The following is a 20,497-nucleotide window of genomic DNA, read 5'->3' on the forward strand; positions in this document are numbered from 1 at the left end:
TTGCCGGCGAAGGCGATCTCGCGGGCTCGTTCGCTGGCAAGCCAGCTCCTACAAGAGGGCAGATGCTCAGAAGCCGGGGGCGATCTGGCCTTTGTAGCGGGTCAGGATGAACTGGCGCACGGCGTCGGAGTTCAGCGCCTTGGCCAGTTTCTGGATCCGCGGGTCGTTGATGTTGTCCGGGCGCGCCACCAGAAATTCGATGTACAGGTCCTTGCCCTTCTCCACGATCAAGGCGCTGTTGGTATCGATCCCGGCTTCCAGGGCGTAGTTGGCGAAGACAAACGCCAGGTCCACCTGGCTTACCGAGCGGGCCAGCAAGGCGCCTTCCAGTTCACGGATCTTCAGGTGCTTGGGGTTCTCGACAATGTCGCGCTGGGTGGCCAGGGTGTTGCTCGGGTCCTTGAGCTTGATCAGCCCCGCTTCATCCAGCAGCACCAGGGCCCGGCCGGTGTTCACCGGGTCGTTGGGAATCGACACGCTGGCCCCGTCCTTGAGCTCGGCGATGGTCTTGATCCTGGTGGAGTAGGCGCCGAACGGTTCGATGTGCACCCCCACCACGGGCACCAGGTCGGTGTGCCGGGTCTTGTTGAAGTCATCGAGGAACGGCCGGTACTGGTAGTAGTTGGCGTCGAGGTTCTTCAGCGCCAGTTGCTGGTTGGGCTGGATGAAGTCGGTGAACACCTTGATCTGCAGGTCCACGCCTTCCTTGGCCAGTTGCGGTTTGACGAATTCGAGGATCTCGGCGTGGGGCACCGGGGTCGCGCCCACCAGCAGCTTTTCGTTGGCGTTGACGCTCAGGGACAGTACGGCGGCCAATACGGCCAGGGTCTTCTTCATGGGTTGCTCCTAAGGCAGAGGCAGGCAGCCGTCGTGGGGCGCACGTGGGGCCGTGTTTCGGGTTGGGTTCGAAGAAATCGCTTCAACGGCGGCTGTAGTGCGCCACCAGGCGGTCACCGGTCATCTGCAGGGCCTGCACCAGCACCAGCAGCAGGACCACGGTGACCACCATCACATCGGTCTGGAAACGCTGGTAGCCGTAGCGGATCGCCAGGTCGCCCAGGCCGCCGCCACCGATCACCCCGGCCATGGCGGTGTAGTCCACCAGCACGATGGCGGTCACCGTGACCGCCGCCAGCAGACCGCCCCGGGCTTCGGGCAGCAAGGTGTGGCGAATGATCTGCCAGGTGCTGCCGCCCATGGCCTGGGTCGCTTCCACCACCCCGCGGTCCACTTCCCGCAGGGCGGTTTCCACCAGCCGGGCAAAGAACGGCGTGCAGCCCACCACCAGCGGCGGGATGGTGCCCGGCACGCCAAGCGAGGTGCCCACCAGCAAGGTGGTCAGGGGAATCAGCACGATCAGCAAGATGATGAAGGGCAAGGAGCGCAGCATGTTGACCAGCACCGACAGCACCCGATACAGGCCCACCGCTTCATGCAACTGGCGCTTGCCGGTGAGAAACAGCAGCACGCCCAGGGGCAGCCCCAGCAGCACGGTAAAACCCAGGGCCGCGCCGAGCATGCTCAGGGTATCGACGCAGGCCTGGGCGATATCGGCCCAGTAAATGTTCTTGAACAGTTCGGCCATGGTTCAGGACCAGTCATGGCGCGGTGGCTTGATGTCGTTGAGCAGCCAGTTGCCCACCACGTGGTATTTCCAGCGCACCGGGTCGTGCAGGGTATGCACCCGGGCGTTGCGCCAGTGGCGGTCGAAGTTGTGGCGCTTGAGGGTGGAACGGGTGCCCCCCAGTTCGAACAGTTTGTTGCTGGCCTCGATGGCGATTTCAGTGGTCAGCACCTTGGCCTTGGCCACCGCCAGGGAGGCCCGGGCCACATTGTCTTCATCGGGTGCCGGGCGGGCCGCGTCCAGGGCCAGGCCGGCCCGTTCCAGCAGGGCCTCGGCGGCTTCCAGGCGAATGTCCAGGGCCCCCACCTGGATGATGGTCAGCGGGTCTTCACTGGCCTTCTCCACCCCGGCATCGATCCACGGCCGGGCATGCTCACGCACGAAGGCGATGGTGTCGCGCAGCGCCGCCCGGGCAATCCCGGCGTCAATGGCGGCCGTGGTCAGCTGGGCGAAGGGCCCGGCCAGGGTCGGGCTTTCGTAGGAACGGTAGGTGGGAAACAGGTTGAAGGCCGGCACCTTGAGGTCCTGGGCCAGTACGGTGCCACTGGAGGTGGTGCGCTGGCCGATGCTGTCCCAGTCGTCGATCACCGCCAGCCCCTCGCTGCCCCGGGGCACGAAGGCCAACTGGCCCCTGCCCTGCTCGTCCAGGGCCAGCACTGCCAGCCAATGGGCATACAGCGAACCGGTGCAGTAGCCCTTGCGGCCATTGATCACATAACCGTCACCCGAGCGGCGGATAGTGGCCTGGATGTCCTGGACGTTCTTGCCGCCGGTTTCCGACAACGCATTGGCAAAGCGATGGCCTTGCAGGGCCAGGGCGAAAAAGTGCGCCTGTTGCTCCGGCGTGCCCTGCAGGCGGATGTCTTCCAGCAGGCAGTAGTGGTTCTGCGGGATCTGCCCCAGGGACGGGTCGGCAGCGGAAATGATCGCGATGACCTCGGCCAGCACCGCATAGGACACCTGGGCGCCGCCGAATTCGCGAGGCACACTGATGCCCCACAAGCCACTGTTGGAGTACAGGTCGACCACCTGCGCCGGTACTTCCCGGGTACGGTCGCGCTCGGCGTCCTGCTCCAGCAGGATCGCGGCCACTTGCCGGGCCACGGCCAGGGCTTCGGCGCCATCGCGGATCACATGGGCAGCGGGAGTGTGCAGGGGATAAACGGCAGATTCAGGCAATGCAGGCATACGGCGCTCTCGGGCGAATGAAGGTGACTGCCGCTCATTGCAGCTTCTGTGCCTAAAGCCTGCCCCAATGAATTCAAGGACTTGGGTGGGTATTTCGCCCCTGCATCAGGCCCTCTACCGGGCAGATTGCTGGAACGCTGTTGATGGGCCAACAGTAGGCCAGTGTTGCCTGGACGACACCTCGTCGGCCCGTGCCAGGCAGGCAAGGGCCCGGGTATAGAGTGAAGCCTGCTCCACGCGGCGTCAGCGTCGCCCCCAACAACAAGATCAAGGAGAAACCCTGATGAGCGTCAATCCCATTCCCGAAGGTTTCAGCGGCGTCACCCCCTACCTGGGCATCCAGCGCGCCGCCGAGGCCATCGAGTTCTACAAGAAGGCCTTCGACGCGGTGCAGATCATGCGCCTGGACATGCCCGACGGCAGGGTCGGCCATGCCGAACTGCGCATCGGCGGTTCGGCCATCATGCTCGGCAGCCCTTGCGAACAAACCCCGATGGGCAGCCCAGAAGCCCACAAGACGTCGGTCGGGCTGCACCTGTATGTGGAAGATGTCGACAGCCGCTTTGCCCAGGCGATCGCCGCGGGCGGCACCGAAGTGTCGGCGGTCAAGGACCAGTTCTACGGAGATCGCAGCGGCAGCCTGCGCGACCCTTTCGGGCATGTGTGGTTCCTCGCCAGCCGCAAGGAGGAACTGAGCGCCGAGGAAATCGGCCGGCGGGCCCGGGAAATGTTCCAGCAACAGGCTGGCTGAGCCTGCCCCTGTAGGAGCCGGCTTGCCGGCGAAGGCGTCTCGCGGACCCGTTCGCGGGCGAGCCCGCTCCTACGGGGCCATGGGCATTGGCCAAACCAGTCAAGCAGCGGCTTTCACGAAGGTTTCGCAGCTTCGTAACATTTACTTTCATATCGCCTTTCGGGATTTACGATTCTCATTCGTCTTAATTAGATGCAGCAGGCCGCGTTGGCCCAGGCTATGCCCGGCGCTTTTTGTCCCGGGCCCGGTCCCGGGTTCCAGTGCCGCTCCATTCCTCGAATCAAGACGCCCATTCAATGTCGAAGAAGTCCCGTTCAAAAATCTGGTTTCTGGTGCACAGCTGGCTGGCCCTGCCCATCTGGTTCTTTGTGCTGATTGTCTGCGTCACCGGCACCCTGGCGGTGGTCAGCCAGGAGATCGTGTGGCTGGCCAACCCCGACGTGCGCGCCAGCAAGCCCAGCGATGATGCACAACCGCTGAATTACGACCAGATCGTCCAGGCCATCAAGCGCGCCGAACCCCAGACCCGGGTGGACACCATCGTCACCCCGGATGAAAGCCACTTCGCCCTGAGTGTCAGTGTCAGCTACCCGGACGGCCGCTCGCCGACGCTCTACGTCAACCCCTACACCGGGGTGATCCAGGGCACCAGCCCGCAGTTCGATTTCCAGGGCTTCACCCGCGCCCTGCACGGCTGGTGGCTGGTGCCCTTCACCAACGGCTACAGCTGGGGCTGGTACCTGGTGTCCTTGCTGGGCCTGCCCATGCTGGTGTCGCTGATCACCGGGCTGGTGGTCTACAAGAAGTTCTGGAAAGGCTTTCTCAAGCCGACCCTGCGCCTGCGCCACGGTGCACGGATCTTCTGGGGTGATTTCCATCGCCTGAGCGGCATCTGGTCGATCTGGTTCATCGCGGTGATCTCCATCACCGGCACCTGGTTCATGATCGAAGCGATTCTTTCGGACAACCACATCAGTATCTCCAGCGAACCCGTGGTCCCGGTGATCGCCCGCGAGCAAGTGCCGACCACGGGCGATGGCAGCCCGGCGCCGATGATCGGCCTGGACCAGGCCATCGGCATTGCCACACAGAAAATCCCCGGCTTCGACATCAGCTTCGTCAGCCTGCCGAGCAACGCCTACAGCCACCTGTATGTCGGCGGCCGCGGCTGGTATCCGCTGATGTACCAGACGGCCAACATCAACCCCTATACCGGCTCCCTGGACACCTCGCACCTGCTGGCGGACCGCAACACCCTGGAGTTCGTCACCGAATCCATGCGCCCGTTGCACACCGGTGATTTCGGCGGCCTCTGGATCAAGCTGATCTGGTTCTTCTTCGGCCTGGTGCTGAGCATGATGGTCCTCAGCGGCCTGCTGATCTGGACCAAGCGCACCGCCCTGGTCACCGCCAACGCCCTTAAGCGCGAAGAAAAGGCCGCCCGTGCGCGCCCCGCCAGCAAACCCGCCCAGGCACCCGCCCCGGCCATGAGCGCCGAAACCTCGGAGAGCACCCTGTGAGCCAGACTAGCACCGCCGCCGCGCCTTCGAACCTGAGCCGGCTCTGGCACAAGTGGCGCTTTCACCTGAACATCCTGCTGTTGCTGATTCCCCTGGGCTTCATGCCCAAATACTTCGCCGACGTTGCCCTGTTTCGCGGCGAAAGCGGCCTGGGTGAACGGGAGATCGGCGAGATCCAGGTCGGCCCCTGGAGCCTGCGCCTGGCGGAAATGCGCAACGAAGCGCCACGCAGCGATGGCCCCGCCGGTTACCTGAAAAGCTTCAACGCCGCCCTGTGCCAGGCCTGCATCGAGCCGGTCAAGGCCACCTACCTGCGCATCGGCAAGCCCCGCAGCCTGCGGGCCGCCGGGGTGATTTTCTTCGGCAGCCCGTACCGCATGGGCGCCAGCCTGCCCATCCCGGAAAAGACCAAGGCCGATTCCGAGCTGTGGATCACCATGGAAGGCTGGGACGGCAGCATGCACCAGGCATCCATTCCCCTGAGCCAGGCGTCACCCGCCACCGTGGCCTGGCTCGAAAAACAAGGAGGCAAACGATGAGTTGCGCAGTATCCCCACGGCGCCTTGGCGCCCTGGCCCTGTTGTTGCTGGGCGGCGCCTTCAGCCACAGCGCCCTGGCCCACAACCCGATGTGCGAGTGCAAGGCCATAGACGCCGAGCAGATCCGCTGCACCGGTGGTTTTTCCGATGGCAGCGGCGCCCCGGGGGTGACCCTGGACGTGATCGGCTACGACGAAACCATCCTGGTGCCGGGCAAGCTGGGAGCCGACTCGACCCTGACCTTCAAGAAACCTTCCAGCGAGTTCTACGTACTCTTCGATGCGGGCCCCGGCCACGTGGTCGAGATCGACCAAGCGGATATCGAGGCCCCATGACTCCTGCCACCACCCAGGTTGTGCGCCCCGCCGGCGCCGGCCATGAAACCCTCTATGTGCTGTTGCTGTGTGCACTGATTCTGAGTGTGGCTGCCACCGTGGTGCTGTGGCGCGGCGAAGAAACCGCGACCGGCAGTGTCGCCAGCCACCAGCTGGACGCGCGCCGCGACCTCAGCGCCGGCGAGCAGGGCATCTATGCCGACCTGCGGGTGACCCTCGACGAAATCCACCTGCTGCGCGCCGAAAGCCAGGACCTGCCGACCCCCGAGGAACTGGCCGGCGAAGGCTTCGCACCCTTCGCCCAGGACGCCAGCTCGGTGAGCCGCGGTGGCCATATCTGGACAGTGCAGAACCAGGCCTACCTGGGTCTGAGCCAGAACCCGCAAGTGGCCGGCTCCTTTCTGATGCGCATCGACGCCGAAGATGACACCCAGGTGGATATCTGGCTCAACCGCGCCCCTTCCGCCGCCCTGCCCGCTGACCTGGGCGACGAACCACTGGCCGCCGCCGGCTGGCAACAGGTGGTGGCGCAATTCGATGCCGGAGTGACCCGCCAGCATCGCCACTGATCATTCGCATTCACCCGAGAGAAGACCGCTTGCTCATGCCTATTTCATCTCAACGCCGCCCCTTTCTGCAGGTGCTGCTGGTCAGTCTGCTGGCCCTGGTGCTCAGCCCCCTGGCCAGCGCCGACCCGGCCAAGCGCCTGCGCATCGGCATCACCCTGCACCCCTACTACAGCTACGTGGCCAATATCGTCGGTGACAAGGCCGAGGTGGTGCCGCTGATTCCCGCCGGCTTCAACCCCCACGCCTACGAACCCCGGGCCGAGGACATCAAGCGCATCGGCACCCTGGACGTGATAGTGCTCAACGGCGTGGGCCACGATGACTTCGCCGACCGCATGATCGCCGCCAGCGAGCGCCCGGACATCCCGGTGATCGAAGCCAACGAAAACGTGCCGCTGCTGGCCGCCACCGGGGTGGCCGCGCGAGGCGCCGGCAAAGTGGTCAACCCGCACACCTTCCTCTCCATCAGCGCCTCCATCGCCCAGGTCAACAACATCGCCCGAGAGCTGGGCAAGATGGACCCGACCAACGCCAAGACCTACACCCAGAACGCCCGCGCCTACGGCAAGCGCCTGCGGCAGATGCGCGCCGACGCCCTGGCCAAGCTGACCCAGGCGCCCAATGCCGACCTGCGGGTGGCCACGGTGCATGCTGCCTACGACTACCTGCTGCGCGAGTTCGGCCTGCAAGTCACCGCGGTGGTGGAGCCGGCCCACGGCATCGAACCCAGCCCCAGCCAGTTGAAGAAGACCATCGACCAACTGCGCGAGCTGGACGTCAAGGTGATCTTCTCGGAGATGGACTTCCCCTCCACCTACGTCGACACCATCCAGCGTGAATCCGGGGTCAAGCTCTACCCGCTGTCACACATTTCCTACGGCGACTACAGCGCCGACAAGTACGAGAAGGAAATGAAGGGCAACCTCGACACCGTGGTCCGGGCCATCCAGGAGGCCGGGGCATGACCGCCATCGAGACCCTGCTGCGGGGCCCGGCCATCGAGTTCGACCAGGTCAGCCTGACCCTGGGCCGCACCACCATCCTCGATCGCGTCGCCTTCCAGGTGCAGCCCGGCAGCGTGCACGCCCTGGTGGGCCCCAACGGCGGCGGCAAGAGTTCGCTGATCAAGACCCTGCTGGGGCAGATGCCGCACCAGGGCCAGTTGCGCCTGCAGTGGCCGGATGCCCCCGGCACCATCGGCTACGTGCCCCAGGCCCTGGAGTTCGACCGCGGCCTGCCCATGACCGTGGACGACTTCATGGCCGCCATGTGCCAGCGCCGCCCGGCCTTTCTCGGCCTCAGCCGGCACTACGCCCAAGCCATTGGCGAGGCCCTGGAACGAGTCGGCATGCAGGACAAGCGCAAGCGGCGCATGGGCGCCCTGTCCGGCGGTGAACGCCAGCGGGTACTGCTGGCCCAGGGCCTGATCCCGGCACCGCAACTGCTGGTACTGGATGAACCGATGTCGGCCCTGGACGAGGCCGGCATCCAGGTCTTCGAACGACTGCTCCACGACTGGCGCCAGAGCGGCATCACCCTGTTGTGGATCGAGCACGACCTGGAGGCCGTGGGCCGCCTGGCGGACCGGGTCACCGGCCTCAACCGTCGGGTGCTGTTCGACGGCCCGGCGCAGCAGACCCTGACCCCGGAGCGCCTGCTCAGCCTGTTCTCCACCCATCCACGAGCCGCCGGGAGCGCCGCCTGATGACCTATGAAGCTTTTCGCCTGATGGTCCAGGGCTGGGCTTCGGCCGGCTACCTGCCCGAAGCCCTGGCCTACGGGTTCGTGGTCAACGCCCTGCTGGCCGGGCTGCTGATCGGCCCGGTGCTGGGCGGCCTGGGTACCCTGGTGGTGGTCAAACGCTTCGCCTTCTTCTCCGAAGCCGTGGGCCACGCGGCGCTGACCGGGGTGGCCATCGGCATTCTCCTGGGCGAACCCTACACCGGCCCCTACGGCAGCCTGTTCGGCTACTGCCTGCTGTTCGGCATCCTGCTCAACTACCTGCGCAACCGCACCGGCCTGGCCCCGGACACCCTGATCGGCGTGTTCCTTTCGGTGTCCCTGGCCCTGGGCGCCAGCCTGCTGCTGATCCTCGCCGGCAAGATCAACGTGCACATCCTGGAAAACGTGCTGTTCGGCTCGGTGCTCACGGTCAACGGCAGCGACCTCTTGGTGCTGCTGATCGTCGGCGCCCTGGTGCTGGGCCTGAGCCTGCCGTTGTACAACCGCATCATGCTGGCCAGCTTCAACCCGCAGCTGGCGGCGGTACGCGGCGTAGCGGTGAAGACCCTGGACTACCTGTTCGTGATCCTGGTGACCCTGATCACCGTGGCCGCGGTCAAAGTCATCGGCGCCATCCTGGTAGGCGCCCTGCTGGTGATTCCGGCCGCCGCGGCACGCCTGCTGAGCCAGTCGCTCAAGGGCTTCTTCTGGATCTCGGTGAGCATCGCCACCGTCAGCACCCTGTGCGGCATCCTGCTGCCGATCGTCTTCGACCTGCCGGTGCCCTCCGGCGCCGCGATCATCCTGGTGGCCGGTGTCGCCTTCGCCCTGGCCGCCATCGCTCGCGGCACTGTCCCCAGCCTGAAAGGGAATATCGGATAAATGCACAGTTCATTGCCTCACCTGTCACTGCGTCGCCTGACCCTGGCCCTGGCCCTCGGCGGCCTGATCAGTACTCCGGCCCTGGCCGAGCGCGACCACTTCGAACCGATGCGCGTGGTCGCCAACCACGGCATGGGCAACACCGCGCTGCACAGCGCCACCTCAAGCAAATCACCGACGGTGCTGGCTTCCCTACCGGTAACTTTCGGCCTGGGGCAGATCCTGCTGCAGGGTACCGACATCAAGCTGGAACGGGCCGCCCCGGCCAACCTGCCGGGCTCGCGGCAGACTGCCTATTTCACCGGGCGTGGCGCTCCGGCCCTGGCCAAGCTGGCGCTCAATGCCGACGCAGTGATCGGCCTGCGCTCGATCTGGCCGGACGACCCGCTGTACCCCAACGCCCGGCGCAGCAACATCCGCATCGTCGAGATCGACGCTGCACGCCCGGTGGACGGCGCCCTGCCCGGGGTGGCCCTGCAACCGGGCAAGAGCGACGGGCTCAACGCCCAGCCCTGGCTGTCCAGCAACAACCTGGGGCGCATGGCCGACGTGCTGGCGGCGGACCTCGCGCGGCTGGCGCCCGAAGCCAAACCGCAGATCGAAAGCAACCTGGCGGGCCTCAAACAGCGCCTGCTGAAACTCAGCGCCGACAGCGAAGCGCGCCTGGCCGAGGCCGACAACCTCAGCGTGCTGAGCCTCTCCGAGCACTTCGGGTACCTGGTCAGTGGCCTGAACCTGGAACTGCTGGAAGTGGACGCCCGGGCCGACAACGAATGGACCCCCGAGGCCCTGAAAAAGCTGCAAGCCCGGCTCAAGGACAACGATGTGGCCCTGGTCCTGCACCACCGCCAGCCGTCCGATGCACTGAAAGCCGCCATCAGCGCCGGCGGCAGCCAGCTACTGGTGCTGGAAACCGACAGCGCTGACCCGCTCGCCGAACTGGAAGGCAACCTGCAGAAAGTCACCCAGGCCTTGAGCCTGTAGCCGCTGCCGCAGGCTGCGAACGGCTGTGCAGGAGACGCTGCTCTTGAGATCGCTGAAGGTCCTTCGGACCTTGGCGCAGCTTCGCCATGGCTCAGCAGCGGCTACAGTCGGGGTCAGGGGCCGGGGCCGCTTACATATTCCCTCAAGATCGCGCGCATTTTCCGGTGCTAGTCTGCGCTTCGCCAAAAGCCCAGAGAAGAAGCCCGCGCCATGAGCGACTACGTAAACCTCAACAAGACCAACTGGGACGAACGCGCGCCCCTGCATGCCGCCTCGGCGGACTACGCGGTGCAGCGTTTTGTCGACGAAGCCGGCTATCTGTCCGACGTGGTGCAGTTCGACCGGCCCTTGCTGGGGGATATCCGAGGCCTGCGCGGGGTGCATCTGCAATGCCATATCGGCACCGACACCCTGTCCCTGGCCCGCCTCGGCGCGCAGATGAGCGGCGTGGATTTTTCCCCGGCGTCCCTGGCGGAAGCCCGGACCCTGGCCCGACGCTGCAATACGCCTATCGACTACCACGAGTCCGACGTGTTCCTGGCCGCCGAGGTACTGCCCCAAGGCAACTTCGATCTGGTCTACACCGGCATCGGCGCCCTGTGCTGGCTGCCGAGCATCGAGCGCTGGGCGCAGACCGTCGGCGCCCTGCTCAAGCCCGGGGGCCGGCTGTTCATCCGCGAAGGCCACCCGATGCTCTGGGCCATCAACGAAGATCACCACGACTCATTGCGGGTGGAACTGCCCTACTTCGAAACCCGCGAGCCTCTGGTCTGGGACGACGAAAATACCTACGTGGAAACCGACAGCCCCCTCAAGGCCACCATGACCCACGAATGGAATCACGGCATGGGCGAAATCATCAGCGCCCTGTTGGGCCAGGGCTTGCAGATCACCGGTCTGGTGGAGCACCAGAGCATCCCCTGGGAAGCCCTCCCCGGGCAGATGATCGTTGATGAACGCGGCGAATGGCGGCTCAAGGACGCGCCATGGCGCCTGCCCTTGAGCTACACCTTGCAGGCCATCAAGCCCGCGGCCTGATCGCGCAATACAAAAAGCCCGCTGAACCCTGGAGTTCCGCGGGCTTTTCTTGCCCTGCCTGACCGATCAGCCGGCCACGGCCTGCTGGTCCATCTTCTGGCGCAGGCTCAAGGGCCGCATGTCGGTCCAGACTTCTTCGATGTAGGCCAGGCAGTCCTTCTTGAAACCGCTCTTGCCCACAGTGCGCCAGCCCTGGGGCACGGCCTTGTAGTCGGGCCAGATCGAGTATTGCTCTTCATGGTTGACCACCACCTGGAACAGGATGTCCTCACGGTCGAATACTGAAGTCATTGCTTGTCTCCATCACTGATAAGGTTCGCCGCGCTCAGCGCACGGCGGTTGTGTAGAAGGAACGAAACGGCGGGGCAAAAAATTAGAGGCTGGCCACTGCCGCCGCTACGGCTTTGCTGAAGATCTGGGCCACCTGGTCGATCTGCGCTGCGGTGATTACCAGCGGCGGCAGGAAACGCACCACGGCGCCGTGGCGCCCGCCCAGCTCCAGGATCAGCCCGCGCTTGAGGCATTCGCGCTGCACCAGCGGTGCCAGGCGCGCATGCTGGGGTGGATGGCCCTGGGCATCCGGCACGCCGGCCGGGTCCACCAGCTCTACCCCGAGCATCAGGCCACGACCACGGATATCCCCCAGTTGCGGGAAGTCGCGCTGCAGGATCAGCAGGTGCTCGCGCAAGCGCTCGCCCATGGCCGCCGCGTGCTCGGGCACCCGGTGTTCCTTGAGGTAGCGCATCACCGCGGAACCGGTGGCCATGGCCATCTGATTGCCGCGGAAGGTGCCGGCGTGGGCACCCGGCTGCCAGGTGTCGAGCCAGTCGCGATAGACCATCACCGCCAGCGGCAGGCTGCCGCCGATGGCCTTGGACATCACCACCACATCGGGAATGATCCCCGCGTGCTCAAAGGCGAACATCTTGCCGGTGCGACCGAAGCCGCTCTGGATTTCATCGACGATCAATGCCACCCCGGCCTTCTCGGTGATGCGGCGCACACCTTGCAGCCATTCCAGGTCGGCCGGGATCACCCCGCCCTCGCCCTGCACCGCCTCGACAATCACTGCCGCTGGCAGGGCCACCCCGGCTTCCGGATCGGTGAGCAGGTTTTCCAGGTAATGCAGGTTGACCTTGACCCCTTCGGCGCCCCCCAGCCCGAACGGGCAGCGGTAGTCATAGGGGAACGGCAGGAACTGCACGCCGTTGTTCAGCAGCCCGGCCAGGGCGCGCTTGGGCCCCAGGCTGCCCATCAGGCTCAGCGCACCCTGGCTCATGCCGTGGTAACCGCCCTGGAACGACAGCACGGTGCTGCGCCCGGTAGCGGTGCGCGTAAGCTTCAGCGCGGCTTCCACTGCATCGGTGCCGGTGGGGCCGCAGAACTGGATCCTGGCCTCGCCAGCCAGGGCCTCGGGCAACAGGCCGAACAGGTCCTGGACGAACTGGTCCTTGACCGGGGTGGTCAGGTCCAGGGTCAACAGCGGCAATTCATCGGCCAGCACCTGCTGGATCGCGGCGATCACCACCGGGTGATTGTGGCCCAGGGCCAAAGTCCCGGCACCGGCCAGGCAATCGATGAAACGCCGGCCCTCGACGTCTTCGACGTGAATGCCGCTGGCCCGCTTCAGGGCCAGGGGAATGCGCCGTGGATAACTGCGGGCATTGGATTCCTGGCGGCTCTGGCGGGCCAGCAGGGGCGACTCGTCGAACTGGTAAAGCGTCTCTTGCGGGGCGGCGCCAAGGCCCACCGGCGAATCTTCCATCAGGCTGGTAACGGCTGACATGTCTCGAACCCTCACGCTGCAATTTGAGCAAAACGGCCACCGGCCGGATGCGCAGCCCAAGCGCGGGCGCGCACTGACAGGTTTTCCTGTTCTAAAAACGCTTCAGCGCGGTGGGGATTTACACCCCGGGGCGAGGAAATTGCACATGCCGCCCCGTAGGAGCCAGCTTGCTGGCGAAGGCGGTCTCAAGGGCCCCTTCGCTGGCAAGCCGGCTCCTACAGGGGAAGGTGATGGGTCAGGCGCGGTGGGCAGGCAGGGTCAGCTCGACTCGCAGGCCATCGGGGCGGCTGTCGAAATTCAGCTCGCAACCACAACGCTGGACGATGGCCTGGACAATCGCCAGGCCCAGGCCACAGCCACTGCTCTGGCTGTCGCGCCAGAAGCGCTGGGTCAGGTGCTGCAAGTCTTGCGCGGGAATGCCCGAGCCATGGTCGCGGACCTGGAAACGCACCCGGGCGCCGACTGTCTCCAGGTTCAGCTCCACCGGGCATTCTTCAGGGGTGTGGCGCAGTGCGTTGTCCAGCAAGTTGCGCAAGGCAGCGATGGCCAGGGTCGAGGGCATTTCCACCGCAGCCTCGCCGGCCTTGCCGTGCATATGCAGCTTGACCCGGGCCCGAGCGCCCACGGCGGCGTCCTGGATCGCCAGGCGCGCCACCTGTTCGGCAGTACAGTGCACGCCGTCGTCGAACGACAGGCTGCCCTCGACCCGGGCCAGCAACAGCAACTGCTCCAGGGTGCGGTGCATGCGGTCGGCGCCCTCCTCGGCCCGGGCCAGGGACTGATCCCGGGCCGCACCTTCGGTCATGCGCGCCACTTGCAGGTGGGTCTTGATCGCGGTCAGCGGGCTGCGCAATTCGTGGGCGGCGTCACCGGTCAGGCGCCGTTCGCGCTCGATGGTCTTGGCAATGCGCTGGAACAGCTGGTTCTGGGTTTCCAGCAGCGGCCGCAGCTCGCTGGGCATGGGCTGGATCTGCAACGGTTCCAGGGAGTCGGCGCTGCGGCGCATCAGCGCGTCACGAATCCGGTTCAGCGGGGCCAGGCTCTGGCCGATGCCCAGCCACAGCAGCCACAGGCAGCCGAGCAGGGCCACGCCCACCGGCACCGAAGCCGCCAGCAGCACCGACATGTTCAGGGCTTCGCGCTCGACCTGGCGATCCGCGGTGGTGATGCGCATGTCGCCGCGCACCAGGGTGAAGGTGCGCCAGGGCGCGCCGTCGATCATCTGGTCGTGAAAGCCCAGTTTCTCGGCTTCCAGCGGGTGCTCCGGAGTGCTGTGGCTGCGGGCCAGGATCTGCCCGCGCAGGGAACTGACCTGGCAGGCCATGCCGCCGGGGATGGTCAGGGCCGCGCTGTTGATCTGGTTGCTCGGGCCATGGGACGGCAGCGCCGGCATCTGCTCCAGCAGCCCGGCGACCATGCGCGCCGAGGCGACCAGTCGCTGGTCCAGGGAAAACATCATCTGGTTGCGCAGGTCACTGAGCATCCAGGCCGCGGCCAGGGCCCAGATCAGGATGAAGGCAGCGCCCAGGGTCATGCTCAGGCGCAGGCGCAGGCTTCTCACTTAGCGGTTCTCCTCACCGTCGGCCGGGCCCAGGCGATAGCCGAGGCCGCGCACGGTTTCAACGATGCCGTTGCCGAGTTTGCGCCGCAGGTGGTGGATGTGCACATTCAGCGCGTTGCTCTCCAGCTCATCGTTGAAACCGTAGACGCTGTCCTTGAGTTGCTCGCTGGACAGCACCCGGCCACGGTTGTGCAGCAGAGCCTGGAGCAGGGATTGCTCGCGCCGCGAGAGGTCCACCGGTTGGCCACCGAGCAGGGTTTCCCGGGTGCTCGGGTCATAGGTCAGGCGTCCGTGTTCAATGAGGTTGACGCTGCGCCCCGCCACCCGGCGCAACAGGGTGTGCAGGCGCGCCGCCAGTTCCCGCAGGTCGAACGGCTTGAGCAGGTAATCGTCGGCACCGGCCTGCAAGCCATCGACCCGATCGGTCACCGAGTCGCGGGCGGTGAGGATCAGCACCGGAATCTCCAGGCCCTGCTGGCGCTGCTGCTTGAGCAGCTTCAAACCGTCTTCATCCGGCAGGCCAAGATCCAGTACCATCACGTCGAAATCGGCCACGCCGAGCATGGCCCGCGCTGCCGAAGCGGTGGCCACATGCTCGACCGTCAGGCCCTGGGCCGTGAGGCCGGCGACTATCCCGCTGGCAATCAGCTCATCATCTTCACAGACAAGTACGTGCATGGTCGGTCCTGTACAAAGGCGTTGATTAAGCGGGCTGCGGATTAAGCGGACATTATGCCCGCCGTTTCCTGGCCACAAGCCAAGTATGGTTAATCATCGGTTAATCAGGACCGGCCATTGTGCTCGCAACTTGCACCGGTTTAAGGCTTGGCCATGCGTCGATTGTTTCTCCTGTTGTTCATGCTCTTCACCACACTGGCGCACGCCGGCAACAACCCGTTCGAGGTCAAGCCCGACTTCCTGCCGGTGGGCAAGGCCTTCGTCTTCACCTCCGAGCGCCTGCCTTCGGGGGAAACCCAGCTGTTCTGGCAGATCGCCGACGGCTACTACCTGTATCAGAAGCGCCTGAAGTTCGACGGCGTGGCGCCAGAGCTGCAACCCACCCTGCCGGCCGGTGAAGACCACAGCGACGAATTCTTCGGCCAGCAGACGGTGTATCGCCAGGGCCTGGAAGTGAAGCTGCCGGCCGCCGCCAGCGGCAAGGTCAAGCTGGGCTGGCAGGGCTGTGCCGACGCCGGCCTGTGCTACCCGCCGCAAACCCTGGAAGTGGACCTGGGCGGTGCGCCCACAGTCGCTGCCGCCAACTCTGCGACAACCAGCAACGGCTCGGCCCAGGACCAGTTGCTGGCCAATGAGCTGCAACAGAAATCATGGGGCCTGGGCCTGCTGGCCTTCTTCGGCTTCGGCCTGCTGCTGGCCTTCGCCCCTTGCTCACTGCCGATGTTGCCGATTCTCGCCGGCATGGTCGTCGGCAGCGGCGCCAGCCCGCGCCGCGGTTTGGCCCTGGCCTCAAGCTACGTGCTGTGCATGGCCCTGGTGTATGCCGGCATGGGGGTGATCGCCGCCCTGCTGGGCAGCAACCTGCAGGCCTGGCTGCAACAACCCTGGGTGCTGGGCAGTTTCGCCGCCCTGTTCGTGCTGCTGTCGCTGCCGATGTTCGGTTTCTTTGAATTGCAGATGCCCGCAGTCCTGCGCGACCGCCTGGAAGGTGCCAGTCGCCAGCGCCAGGGCGGTAGCCTGATCGGCTGTGGCGCTCTCGGCGCGCTGTCTGCGCTGCTGGTGGGCCCGTGCATGACCGCGCCCCTGGCCGGTGGCCTGCTGTACATCGCCCAGACCGGCAATGCCCTGTTTGGCGGCCTGGCGCTGTTCGCCCTGGGCCTGGGCATCGGCCTGCCCCTGCTGTTGCTGGTGACCGTGGGCAACCGCTTCCTGCCCAAGCCGGGGCCGTGGATGAACCTGCTCAAGGGCGTGTTCGGCTTCCTGTTCCTGGGCACCGCCATCTACATGCTGCGCCCGGTACTGAACCCCGGCCTGTGGATGGGGCTGTGGGGCGCCCTGGCTCTGGTGGTGGCCTACTGCGCCTGGCAGCAACGGGCGATTGCCGGCCGCTTGCTGCACCTGTTCGGTGCCGGCGCGCTGCTGTTCGCGGCCTGGGGCGGCATGCTGCTGGTGGGTGCCGCCGGTGGCGGCGACGACCTATGGCGGCCGCTTAAGGTCTACAGCGGTGGCCCTGTGGCCAATAGCGTCACGGCCCATGATGCCTTCACCACGGTGAAGTCCCCCGCCGAGCTGCAAGGCGCCCTGGACAGCGCCCGGGCCCAGGGCCAGTGGGTGCTGCTGGACTACTACGCCGACTGGTGCGTGTCCTGCAAGATCATGGAGAAAACCGTGTTCGGCCAGCCTCAGGTGCTGGAGGCCCTGAAGGATGTGCGCCTGCTGCGCCTGGACGTGACCCTGGACAACGCCGACGGCCGCGAACTCCTGAGCCGCTACAAGGTGCCGGGGCCACCGAGCATGCTGTGGATCGGCCCGGACGGCAGTGAACGCCGCAGCCAGCGCATCACCGGCGAAGTGGATGCCAACGCCTTCCTGCAACGCTGGACCCAGACCCGGGAAGCCCGTTGATGCTGACCTTTACCATCGGCACCTTTGCCATCGCCCTCAACCACCTGCTGCTGATCAGTGCCCTGGCCCTGGCCACCCTGGTGGGCTGGCGCGTGGCCAAGCGCGGCGGTGACAACCCCGAATCCGTGCTGTTCAGCCTGTTCCTTTTGGGCATGCTCGCCGCCCGGGTCAGTTTCGTGCTCGCTTACTGGAAGCACTACCAACACGACCTGTGGATGATCATCGACCTGCGCGACGGCGGCTTCCTGGCCTGGCCGGGGGTGATCGTCATGCTCCTGGCGGCCCTGGCCTGGGGCTGGAAACGCCCGGCGCTGCGCCGCCCATTGGGTGCCGGGGTGGCCAGCGGCCTGGCCTTCTGGCTGCTGGCGACCCTGGCCCTGACCCTCTACGACCAGGGCACGCGCCTGCCGGAGGTGGCCCTGCGCAACGCCGCCGGCGAAACCGTGCAACTCACCGACTACCAGGGTGGCCCGCTGGTGATCAACCTCTGGGCCACCTGGTGCCCACCGTGCCGGCGGGAGATGCCGGTGCTGGAGAGAGCCCAGCAGCAACGCCCGGACCTGACCTTCCTGTTCGTCAACCAGGCCGAAAGCATGCAAAGCGTCAGCACCTTCCTGGCCACCCAGGACCTGAACCTGAACAACGTGCTGTTCGACGGCAGTGGCCGCCTGGGCAAGGCCGTGGGCTCCATGGCCCTGCCGACTACGCTGTTCTATAGCGCCGATGGCCGCCTGCTGGGCAGCCACCTGGGGGAACTCTCGGAAGCCAGCCTGGCCCGGGCCCTGGAAAACTTCGACGGCGCCCACCCAACCTCGGTCGCCCCTTCAAGGAAACTGCCATGCCCTTCATCCGCCACTTGCTGAGCCTGTCTCTGGGCGCGGCGTTGCTCAACGCCCCACTGCTACAGGCCGAGGAACTGCCTGCGCCCATCCGCAAGATCGAAGAAAAAGGTGCCAAGATCATCGGCAGCTTCGACGCCCCGGACGGCCTCAAGGGCTACGCCGCGCAGTACCAGAACCGCGGCATGACCCTGTACCTCACCCCTGACGGCAAGCACGTGCTGCTGGGCAACCTCTACGATGCCGACGGCAAGGACCTGAGCGCCGAACCGTTGCAGAAACTGGTCTACGCGCCCATGGCCAAGGAAGTCTGGGGCAACCTGGAAAAGAGCAACTGGATCGCCGACGGCAAGGCCGATGCACCACGCATCGTCTACCTGTTCAGCGACCCCAACTGCCCCTACTGCAACATGTTCTGGGAACAGGCACGGCCCTGGGTCAAGGCCGGCAAAGTGCAGCTGCGGCATATCATGGTGGGCATCATCCGCGAAGACAGCCCGGGCAAATCCGCTGCGCTGCTAGCCGCCAAGGACCCGCAACAGGCCTTGCAGGATCATGAAAAGGCCGGCAAGGGCAGCGCCCTGAAACCCCTGGCCAGTATTCCTGCAGCGGTCCAGGCCAAACTCGACGCCAACATGAAATTGATGGAAGAGCTGGAGCTATCGGCGACCCCGGCGATCTTCTACCTCGACGACAAGGGCGAACTGCAACAACAGCAGGGCGCCCCGGCCCCGGGCAAACTGACCCAGATCCTCGGTCCGAAATAACCCCGCACCCTCCCCCGTAGGAGCCGGCTTGCCGGCGACGGCGTCCGTCAGGCTGGCGCCCGGCTTGCGGGCCTCTTCGCTGGCAAGCCAGCTCCTACAACGCGTATCCCCACCCGTAGGAGCCGGCTTGCCGGCGAAAGCGTCCGTCAGGCTGGCGCCCGGCTTGCGGGCCCCTTCGCTGGCAAGCCAGCTCCTACAACGGAAGAATCGGGCTTCAACCGTGGCGCTGTAAAAACGCCAGCAAGGCCCGGGTCACGAACTGCGGGTTTTCCCGGCTGGAAATATGCCCCGCCTCGGGCACCAGCTGGTAAGGGCAGCCAATGCGCTCAGCCATTTCGAGGGTTTCCGCAGGCGGCCGCGGCTGGTCCTGATCACCACACAGCAGCAAGGTGTTCTGCCCATCCAGGCGCTCCAGCTGATCCAGCACATCCGCCCGACTGAAGGTGATGCGCCCCATGGGAATCACGCTCGCGCGCAAACGCTCGGTCGGCAGCGCCGCGAGGCTGGCGCGAAAATCCTGGAACAGCGCCGACTGCCGATCGATACCCGGACGGAAGAAAATCGGCACCACGATATCCAGCAGCGCTTCGGCGATCAGGCCGCTGTCCTCGATCTGTTGGAACAGGGAAAAGTAATACTGCCGGGTCGGCTCAGGCTCGGCGCCCAGGTAAGTGTCCATCAGCACCAACCCGTCGATGCGCTGCGGCGCCGCCAGGGCCAGACGCGCGCCCCACATGCCGCCCACCGACAAGCCCACCAGGGTCACCCGTTCGATCTGCAAATGATCGAGCAAGGCCAGCATCTGCCGCGCCACATCGTCCAGCGACGCGGTGCCTGCCGGCAACGGCCCGGACTGGCCATGGCCCCACAGGTCCACCGCGATCACCCGATACTGCGCCGACAGCGCCTCGATCTGCGGCGCCCACATGCCGGTGTCCCACAAATAACTGCCGGCCAGGAACACCACCGGCCCCTGGCCCTGGTCGAGGTAGTGCAACGGTTGTCCATCGATGGTGGCGAAAGGCATGGGGTAGCTCCTGCAAGGAAATGACGAAAAAGGTCCGACAGACTGTGCCGTGAAAAAAGCCCAGTCAATCGGACCCGTCCGACAAAACGTATCAGGAGATGCCCGGATTCAAGGCCCGCGCTGACCGTCGAGCAAGGCCTCCACCACGGCCCTGGCCATTTCCACGGAATGCACCATGGACCAGATCAGCCCGCGCTCCAGGCCGCTGCCCTGCTGGGTGATTTCATCGCAGACCTCTTCGGCGCATTTGAGCAGCAGCGCCACATGCACCAAGGCCTCTTCGGCGCTGACGCCTTCGCGCACGCTGAACAGCGAGTCGGGGGAAACGGGTTTGGCTTGGGTCGTGAGCTGGAACACCGCGGGGTCCAGCGGTTGCCGGGCCAGGGCCACGCGCAGGGTGGCGTTGGCGGCCTTGAGGGCGGGATCGCGATAGGACGTGGGTGGATCGGGGACGAGCTTTTTCATGGTGTAACTCCGATATGAACTCAAAGGAGCCGTCACCGTTCGCTTGCACACGAATAGGGTGGCAGCCGTACGCAGGTGTGCAAGACCGGGCATATCGGAACCCGGCAGACTCGAAAGTCTCCCACGCACGGCTGCCATAACGCAGAAACAACGGGCAAAAAACCCCGAACTGCTTTTGACAACGATGCGCCGACATGACCGGACTTGCACATCCGAGCCATCGATTGAGCGATGGCTCCGGAACCCTAGCCCGCCCACCAGGCGCATTCAAGCGGCCCGCAGTTTCTCGGATTTGCCTTACAAAAGAAAGCGAACCG

22 protein-coding genes are annotated in these 20,497 nt (G+C 65.6%); 13 read left to right on the forward strand and 9 right to left on the reverse strand.

What is annotated here, in order from left to right:
• Nucleotides 1-66: 66 nt before the first annotated feature.
• The 3 genes from PFLCHA0_RS21125 to PFLCHA0_RS21135 form a co-directional block, all read right to left on the reverse strand.
• On the reverse strand, nucleotides 67-837 hold the full coding sequence (locus PFLCHA0_RS21125; protein ID WP_015636475.1) for a MetQ/NlpA family ABC transporter substrate-binding protein: 771 nt from the start codon (nucleotides 835-837) through the stop codon (nucleotides 67-69).
• Between the two features lie 82 nt (nucleotides 838-919).
• Entirely contained in the window at nucleotides 920-1,585 is a 666-nt protein-coding gene (locus tag PFLCHA0_RS21130) for a methionine ABC transporter permease (protein ID WP_011062441.1), read from the reverse strand.
• A gap of 3 nt (nucleotides 1,586-1,588) precedes the next feature.
• The gene (locus PFLCHA0_RS21135; protein WP_015636476.1) at nucleotides 1,589-2,812 is read right to left on the reverse strand and encodes an SfnB family sulfur acquisition oxidoreductase; all 1,224 of its coding nucleotides are present in this window, start codon (nucleotides 2,810-2,812) and stop codon (nucleotides 1,589-1,591) included.
• Between the two features lie 283 nt (nucleotides 2,813-3,095).
• Between PFLCHA0_RS21135 and PFLCHA0_RS21140 the strand changes: the two genes are divergently transcribed.
• The 10 genes from PFLCHA0_RS21140 (at nucleotide 3,096) to PFLCHA0_RS21185 (ending at nucleotide 11,152) form a co-directional block, all read left to right on the forward strand.
• Entirely contained in the window at nucleotides 3,096-3,563 is a 468-nt protein-coding gene (locus tag PFLCHA0_RS21140; protein WP_011062443.1) for a VOC family protein, read from the forward strand.
• A gap of 296 nt (nucleotides 3,564-3,859) precedes the next feature.
• Nucleotides 3,860-5,083: a PepSY-associated TM helix domain-containing protein gene (locus PFLCHA0_RS21145; protein WP_015636477.1), complete on the forward strand. Its 1,224-nt coding sequence runs from the start codon at nucleotides 3,860-3,862 to the stop codon at nucleotides 5,081-5,083.
• On the forward strand, nucleotides 5,080-5,622 hold the full coding sequence (locus PFLCHA0_RS21150; RefSeq protein WP_011062445.1) for a hypothetical protein: 543 nt from the start codon (nucleotides 5,080-5,082) through the stop codon (nucleotides 5,620-5,622). Before PFLCHA0_RS21145 ends, PFLCHA0_RS21150 begins: the two co-directional genes overlap by 4 nt.
• On the forward strand, nucleotides 5,619-5,957 hold the full coding sequence (locus PFLCHA0_RS21155; protein ID WP_015636478.1) for a hypothetical protein: 339 nt from the start codon (nucleotides 5,619-5,621) through the stop codon (nucleotides 5,955-5,957). The genes PFLCHA0_RS21150 and PFLCHA0_RS21155 overlap by 4 nt, the downstream gene beginning before the upstream one ends.
• Nucleotides 5,954-6,526: a DUF6162 family protein gene (locus PFLCHA0_RS21160; RefSeq protein ID WP_015636479.1), complete on the forward strand. Its 573-nt coding sequence runs from the start codon at nucleotides 5,954-5,956 to the stop codon at nucleotides 6,524-6,526. Before PFLCHA0_RS21155 ends, PFLCHA0_RS21160 begins: the two co-directional genes overlap by 4 nt.
• Nucleotides 6,527-6,561: 35 nt before the next feature.
• A complete protein-coding gene (locus PFLCHA0_RS21165) occupies nucleotides 6,562-7,491 on the forward strand; it encodes a metal ABC transporter substrate-binding protein (protein ID WP_015636480.1) in 930 nt (309 codons plus the stop codon).
• Nucleotides 7,488-8,231, forward strand: a complete 744-nt coding sequence (locus tag PFLCHA0_RS21170; RefSeq protein ID WP_015636481.1) for a metal ABC transporter ATP-binding protein — start codon at nucleotides 7,488-7,490, stop codon at nucleotides 8,229-8,231. The genes PFLCHA0_RS21165 and PFLCHA0_RS21170 overlap by 4 nt, the downstream gene beginning before the upstream one ends.
• Nucleotides 8,231-9,130 carry a metal ABC transporter permease gene (locus PFLCHA0_RS21175; RefSeq protein WP_015636482.1) on the forward strand — a complete coding sequence of 300 codons (900 nt, stop codon included), beginning with the start codon at nucleotides 8,231-8,233 and terminating at the stop codon, nucleotides 9,128-9,130. Before PFLCHA0_RS21170 ends, PFLCHA0_RS21175 begins: the two co-directional genes overlap by 1 nt.
• Nucleotides 9,131-10,114, forward strand: a complete 984-nt coding sequence (locus tag PFLCHA0_RS21180; RefSeq protein WP_011062451.1) for a metal ABC transporter solute-binding protein, Zn/Mn family — start codon at nucleotides 9,131-9,133, stop codon at nucleotides 10,112-10,114.
• 210 nt (nucleotides 10,115-10,324) lie between these two features.
• Entirely contained in the window at nucleotides 10,325-11,152 is an 828-nt protein-coding gene (locus PFLCHA0_RS21185) for a class I SAM-dependent methyltransferase (RefSeq protein ID WP_015636483.1), read from the forward strand.
• Between the two features lie 66 nt (nucleotides 11,153-11,218).
• Here PFLCHA0_RS21185 and PFLCHA0_RS21190 read toward each other — a convergent pair whose 3' ends face one another.
• The 4 genes from PFLCHA0_RS21190 to PFLCHA0_RS21205 form a co-directional block, all read right to left on the reverse strand.
• The gene (locus PFLCHA0_RS21190; RefSeq protein WP_011062453.1) at nucleotides 11,219-11,443 is read right to left on the reverse strand and encodes an MbtH family protein; all 225 of its coding nucleotides are present in this window, start codon (nucleotides 11,441-11,443) and stop codon (nucleotides 11,219-11,221) included.
• An 82-nt stretch (nucleotides 11,444-11,525) separates the two neighbouring features.
• The gene (locus tag PFLCHA0_RS21195; protein WP_011062454.1) at nucleotides 11,526-12,938 is read right to left on the reverse strand and encodes an aspartate aminotransferase family protein; all 1,413 of its coding nucleotides are present in this window, start codon (nucleotides 12,936-12,938) and stop codon (nucleotides 11,526-11,528) included.
• 235 nt (nucleotides 12,939-13,173) lie between these two features.
• Entirely contained in the window at nucleotides 13,174-14,499 is a 1,326-nt protein-coding gene (locus tag PFLCHA0_RS21200; protein WP_011062455.1) for an ATP-binding protein, read from the reverse strand.
• Nucleotides 14,500-15,177 (reverse strand): response regulator, encoded by a 678-nt coding sequence (locus PFLCHA0_RS21205; protein ID WP_011062456.1) that lies wholly within the window; start codon nucleotides 15,175-15,177, stop codon nucleotides 14,500-14,502. It abuts the gene before it with no gap.
• Nucleotides 15,178-15,330: 153 nt separating this feature from the next.
• Between PFLCHA0_RS21205 and dsbD the strand changes: the two genes are divergently transcribed.
• The 3 genes from dsbD to dsbG are packed head-to-tail and all read left to right on the forward strand — an operon-like array spanning nucleotide 15,331 to nucleotide 18,688.
• The gene (gene dsbD / locus PFLCHA0_RS21210; protein ID WP_015636484.1) at nucleotides 15,331-17,082 is read left to right on the forward strand and encodes a protein-disulfide reductase DsbD; all 1,752 of its coding nucleotides are present in this window, start codon (nucleotides 15,331-15,333) and stop codon (nucleotides 17,080-17,082) included.
• On the forward strand, nucleotides 17,082-17,945 hold the full coding sequence (locus PFLCHA0_RS21215) for a TlpA disulfide reductase family protein (protein ID WP_011062458.1): 864 nt from the start codon (nucleotides 17,082-17,084) through the stop codon (nucleotides 17,943-17,945). Before dsbD ends, PFLCHA0_RS21215 begins: the two co-directional genes overlap by 1 nt.
• Nucleotides 17,921-18,688, forward strand: coding sequence for a thiol:disulfide interchange protein DsbG (gene dsbG, locus PFLCHA0_RS21220; RefSeq protein WP_011062459.1), 768 nt, complete (start codon nucleotides 17,921-17,923; stop codon nucleotides 18,686-18,688). Before PFLCHA0_RS21215 ends, dsbG begins: the two co-directional genes overlap by 25 nt.
• Before the next feature lie 214 nt (nucleotides 18,689-18,902).
• Here the strand turns inward: dsbG and PFLCHA0_RS21225 are convergent, their stop codons facing one another.
• Nucleotides 18,903-19,715 carry an alpha/beta fold hydrolase gene (locus PFLCHA0_RS21225; protein WP_015636485.1) on the reverse strand — a complete coding sequence of 271 codons (813 nt, stop codon included), beginning with the start codon at nucleotides 19,713-19,715 and terminating at the stop codon, nucleotides 18,903-18,905.
• A gap of 108 nt (nucleotides 19,716-19,823) precedes the next feature.
• On the reverse strand, nucleotides 19,824-20,180 hold the full coding sequence (locus tag PFLCHA0_RS21230; RefSeq protein WP_041752435.1) for a DUF6124 family protein: 357 nt from the start codon (nucleotides 20,178-20,180) through the stop codon (nucleotides 19,824-19,826).
• Nucleotides 20,181-20,497: the final 317 nt, after the last annotated feature.

The organism is Pseudomonas protegens CHA0, assembly GCF_000397205.1.
Taxonomy (GTDB): domain Bacteria; phylum Pseudomonadota; class Gammaproteobacteria; order Pseudomonadales; family Pseudomonadaceae; genus Aquipseudomonas; species Aquipseudomonas protegens.

Coding starts and splice junctions, on each gene's coding strand:
- PFLCHA0_RS21125 (WP_015636475.1), bottom strand. CDS start 837: ATGAAGAAGACCCTGGCCGTATTGGCCGCCGTACTGTCCCTGAGCGTC.
- PFLCHA0_RS21130 (WP_011062441.1), bottom strand. CDS start 1,585: ATGGCCGAACTGTTCAAGAACATTTACTGGGCCGATATCGCCCAGGCC.
- PFLCHA0_RS21135 (WP_015636476.1), bottom strand. CDS start 2,812: ATGCCTGCATTGCCTGAATCTGCCGTTTATCCCCTGCACACTCCCGCT.
- PFLCHA0_RS21140 (WP_011062443.1), top strand. CDS start 3,096: ATGAGCGTCAATCCCATTCCCGAAGGTTTCAGCGGCGTCACCCCCTAC.
- PFLCHA0_RS21145 (WP_015636477.1), top strand. CDS start 3,860: ATGTCGAAGAAGTCCCGTTCAAAAATCTGGTTTCTGGTGCACAGCTGG.
- PFLCHA0_RS21155 (WP_015636478.1), top strand. CDS start 5,619: ATGAGTTGCGCAGTATCCCCACGGCGCCTTGGCGCCCTGGCCCTGTTG.
- PFLCHA0_RS21160 (WP_015636479.1), top strand. CDS start 5,954: ATGACTCCTGCCACCACCCAGGTTGTGCGCCCCGCCGGCGCCGGCCAT.
- PFLCHA0_RS21165 (WP_015636480.1), top strand. CDS start 6,562: ATGCCTATTTCATCTCAACGCCGCCCCTTTCTGCAGGTGCTGCTGGTC.
- PFLCHA0_RS21170 (WP_015636481.1), top strand. CDS start 7,488: ATGACCGCCATCGAGACCCTGCTGCGGGGCCCGGCCATCGAGTTCGAC.
- PFLCHA0_RS21175 (WP_015636482.1), top strand. CDS start 8,231: ATGACCTATGAAGCTTTTCGCCTGATGGTCCAGGGCTGGGCTTCGGCC.
- PFLCHA0_RS21180 (WP_011062451.1), top strand. CDS start 9,131: ATGCACAGTTCATTGCCTCACCTGTCACTGCGTCGCCTGACCCTGGCC.
- PFLCHA0_RS21185 (WP_015636483.1), top strand. CDS start 10,325: ATGAGCGACTACGTAAACCTCAACAAGACCAACTGGGACGAACGCGCG.
- PFLCHA0_RS21190 (WP_011062453.1), bottom strand. CDS start 11,443: ATGACTTCAGTATTCGACCGTGAGGACATCCTGTTCCAGGTGGTGGTC.
- PFLCHA0_RS21195 (WP_011062454.1), bottom strand. CDS start 12,938: ATGTCAGCCGTTACCAGCCTGATGGAAGATTCGCCGGTGGGCCTTGGC.
- PFLCHA0_RS21205 (WP_011062456.1), bottom strand. CDS start 15,177: ATGCACGTACTTGTCTGTGAAGATGATGAGCTGATTGCCAGCGGGATA.
- dsbD (WP_015636484.1), top strand. CDS start 15,331: ATGCGTCGATTGTTTCTCCTGTTGTTCATGCTCTTCACCACACTGGCG.
- PFLCHA0_RS21215 (WP_011062458.1), top strand. CDS start 17,082: ATGCTGACCTTTACCATCGGCACCTTTGCCATCGCCCTCAACCACCTG.
- dsbG (WP_011062459.1), top strand. CDS start 17,921: ATGCCCTTCATCCGCCACTTGCTGAGCCTGTCTCTGGGCGCGGCGTTG.
- PFLCHA0_RS21225 (WP_015636485.1), bottom strand. CDS start 19,715: ATGCCTTTCGCCACCATCGATGGACAACCGTTGCACTACCTCGACCAG.
- PFLCHA0_RS21230 (WP_041752435.1), bottom strand. CDS start 20,180: ATGAAAAAGCTCGTCCCCGATCCACCCACGTCCTATCGCGATCCCGCC.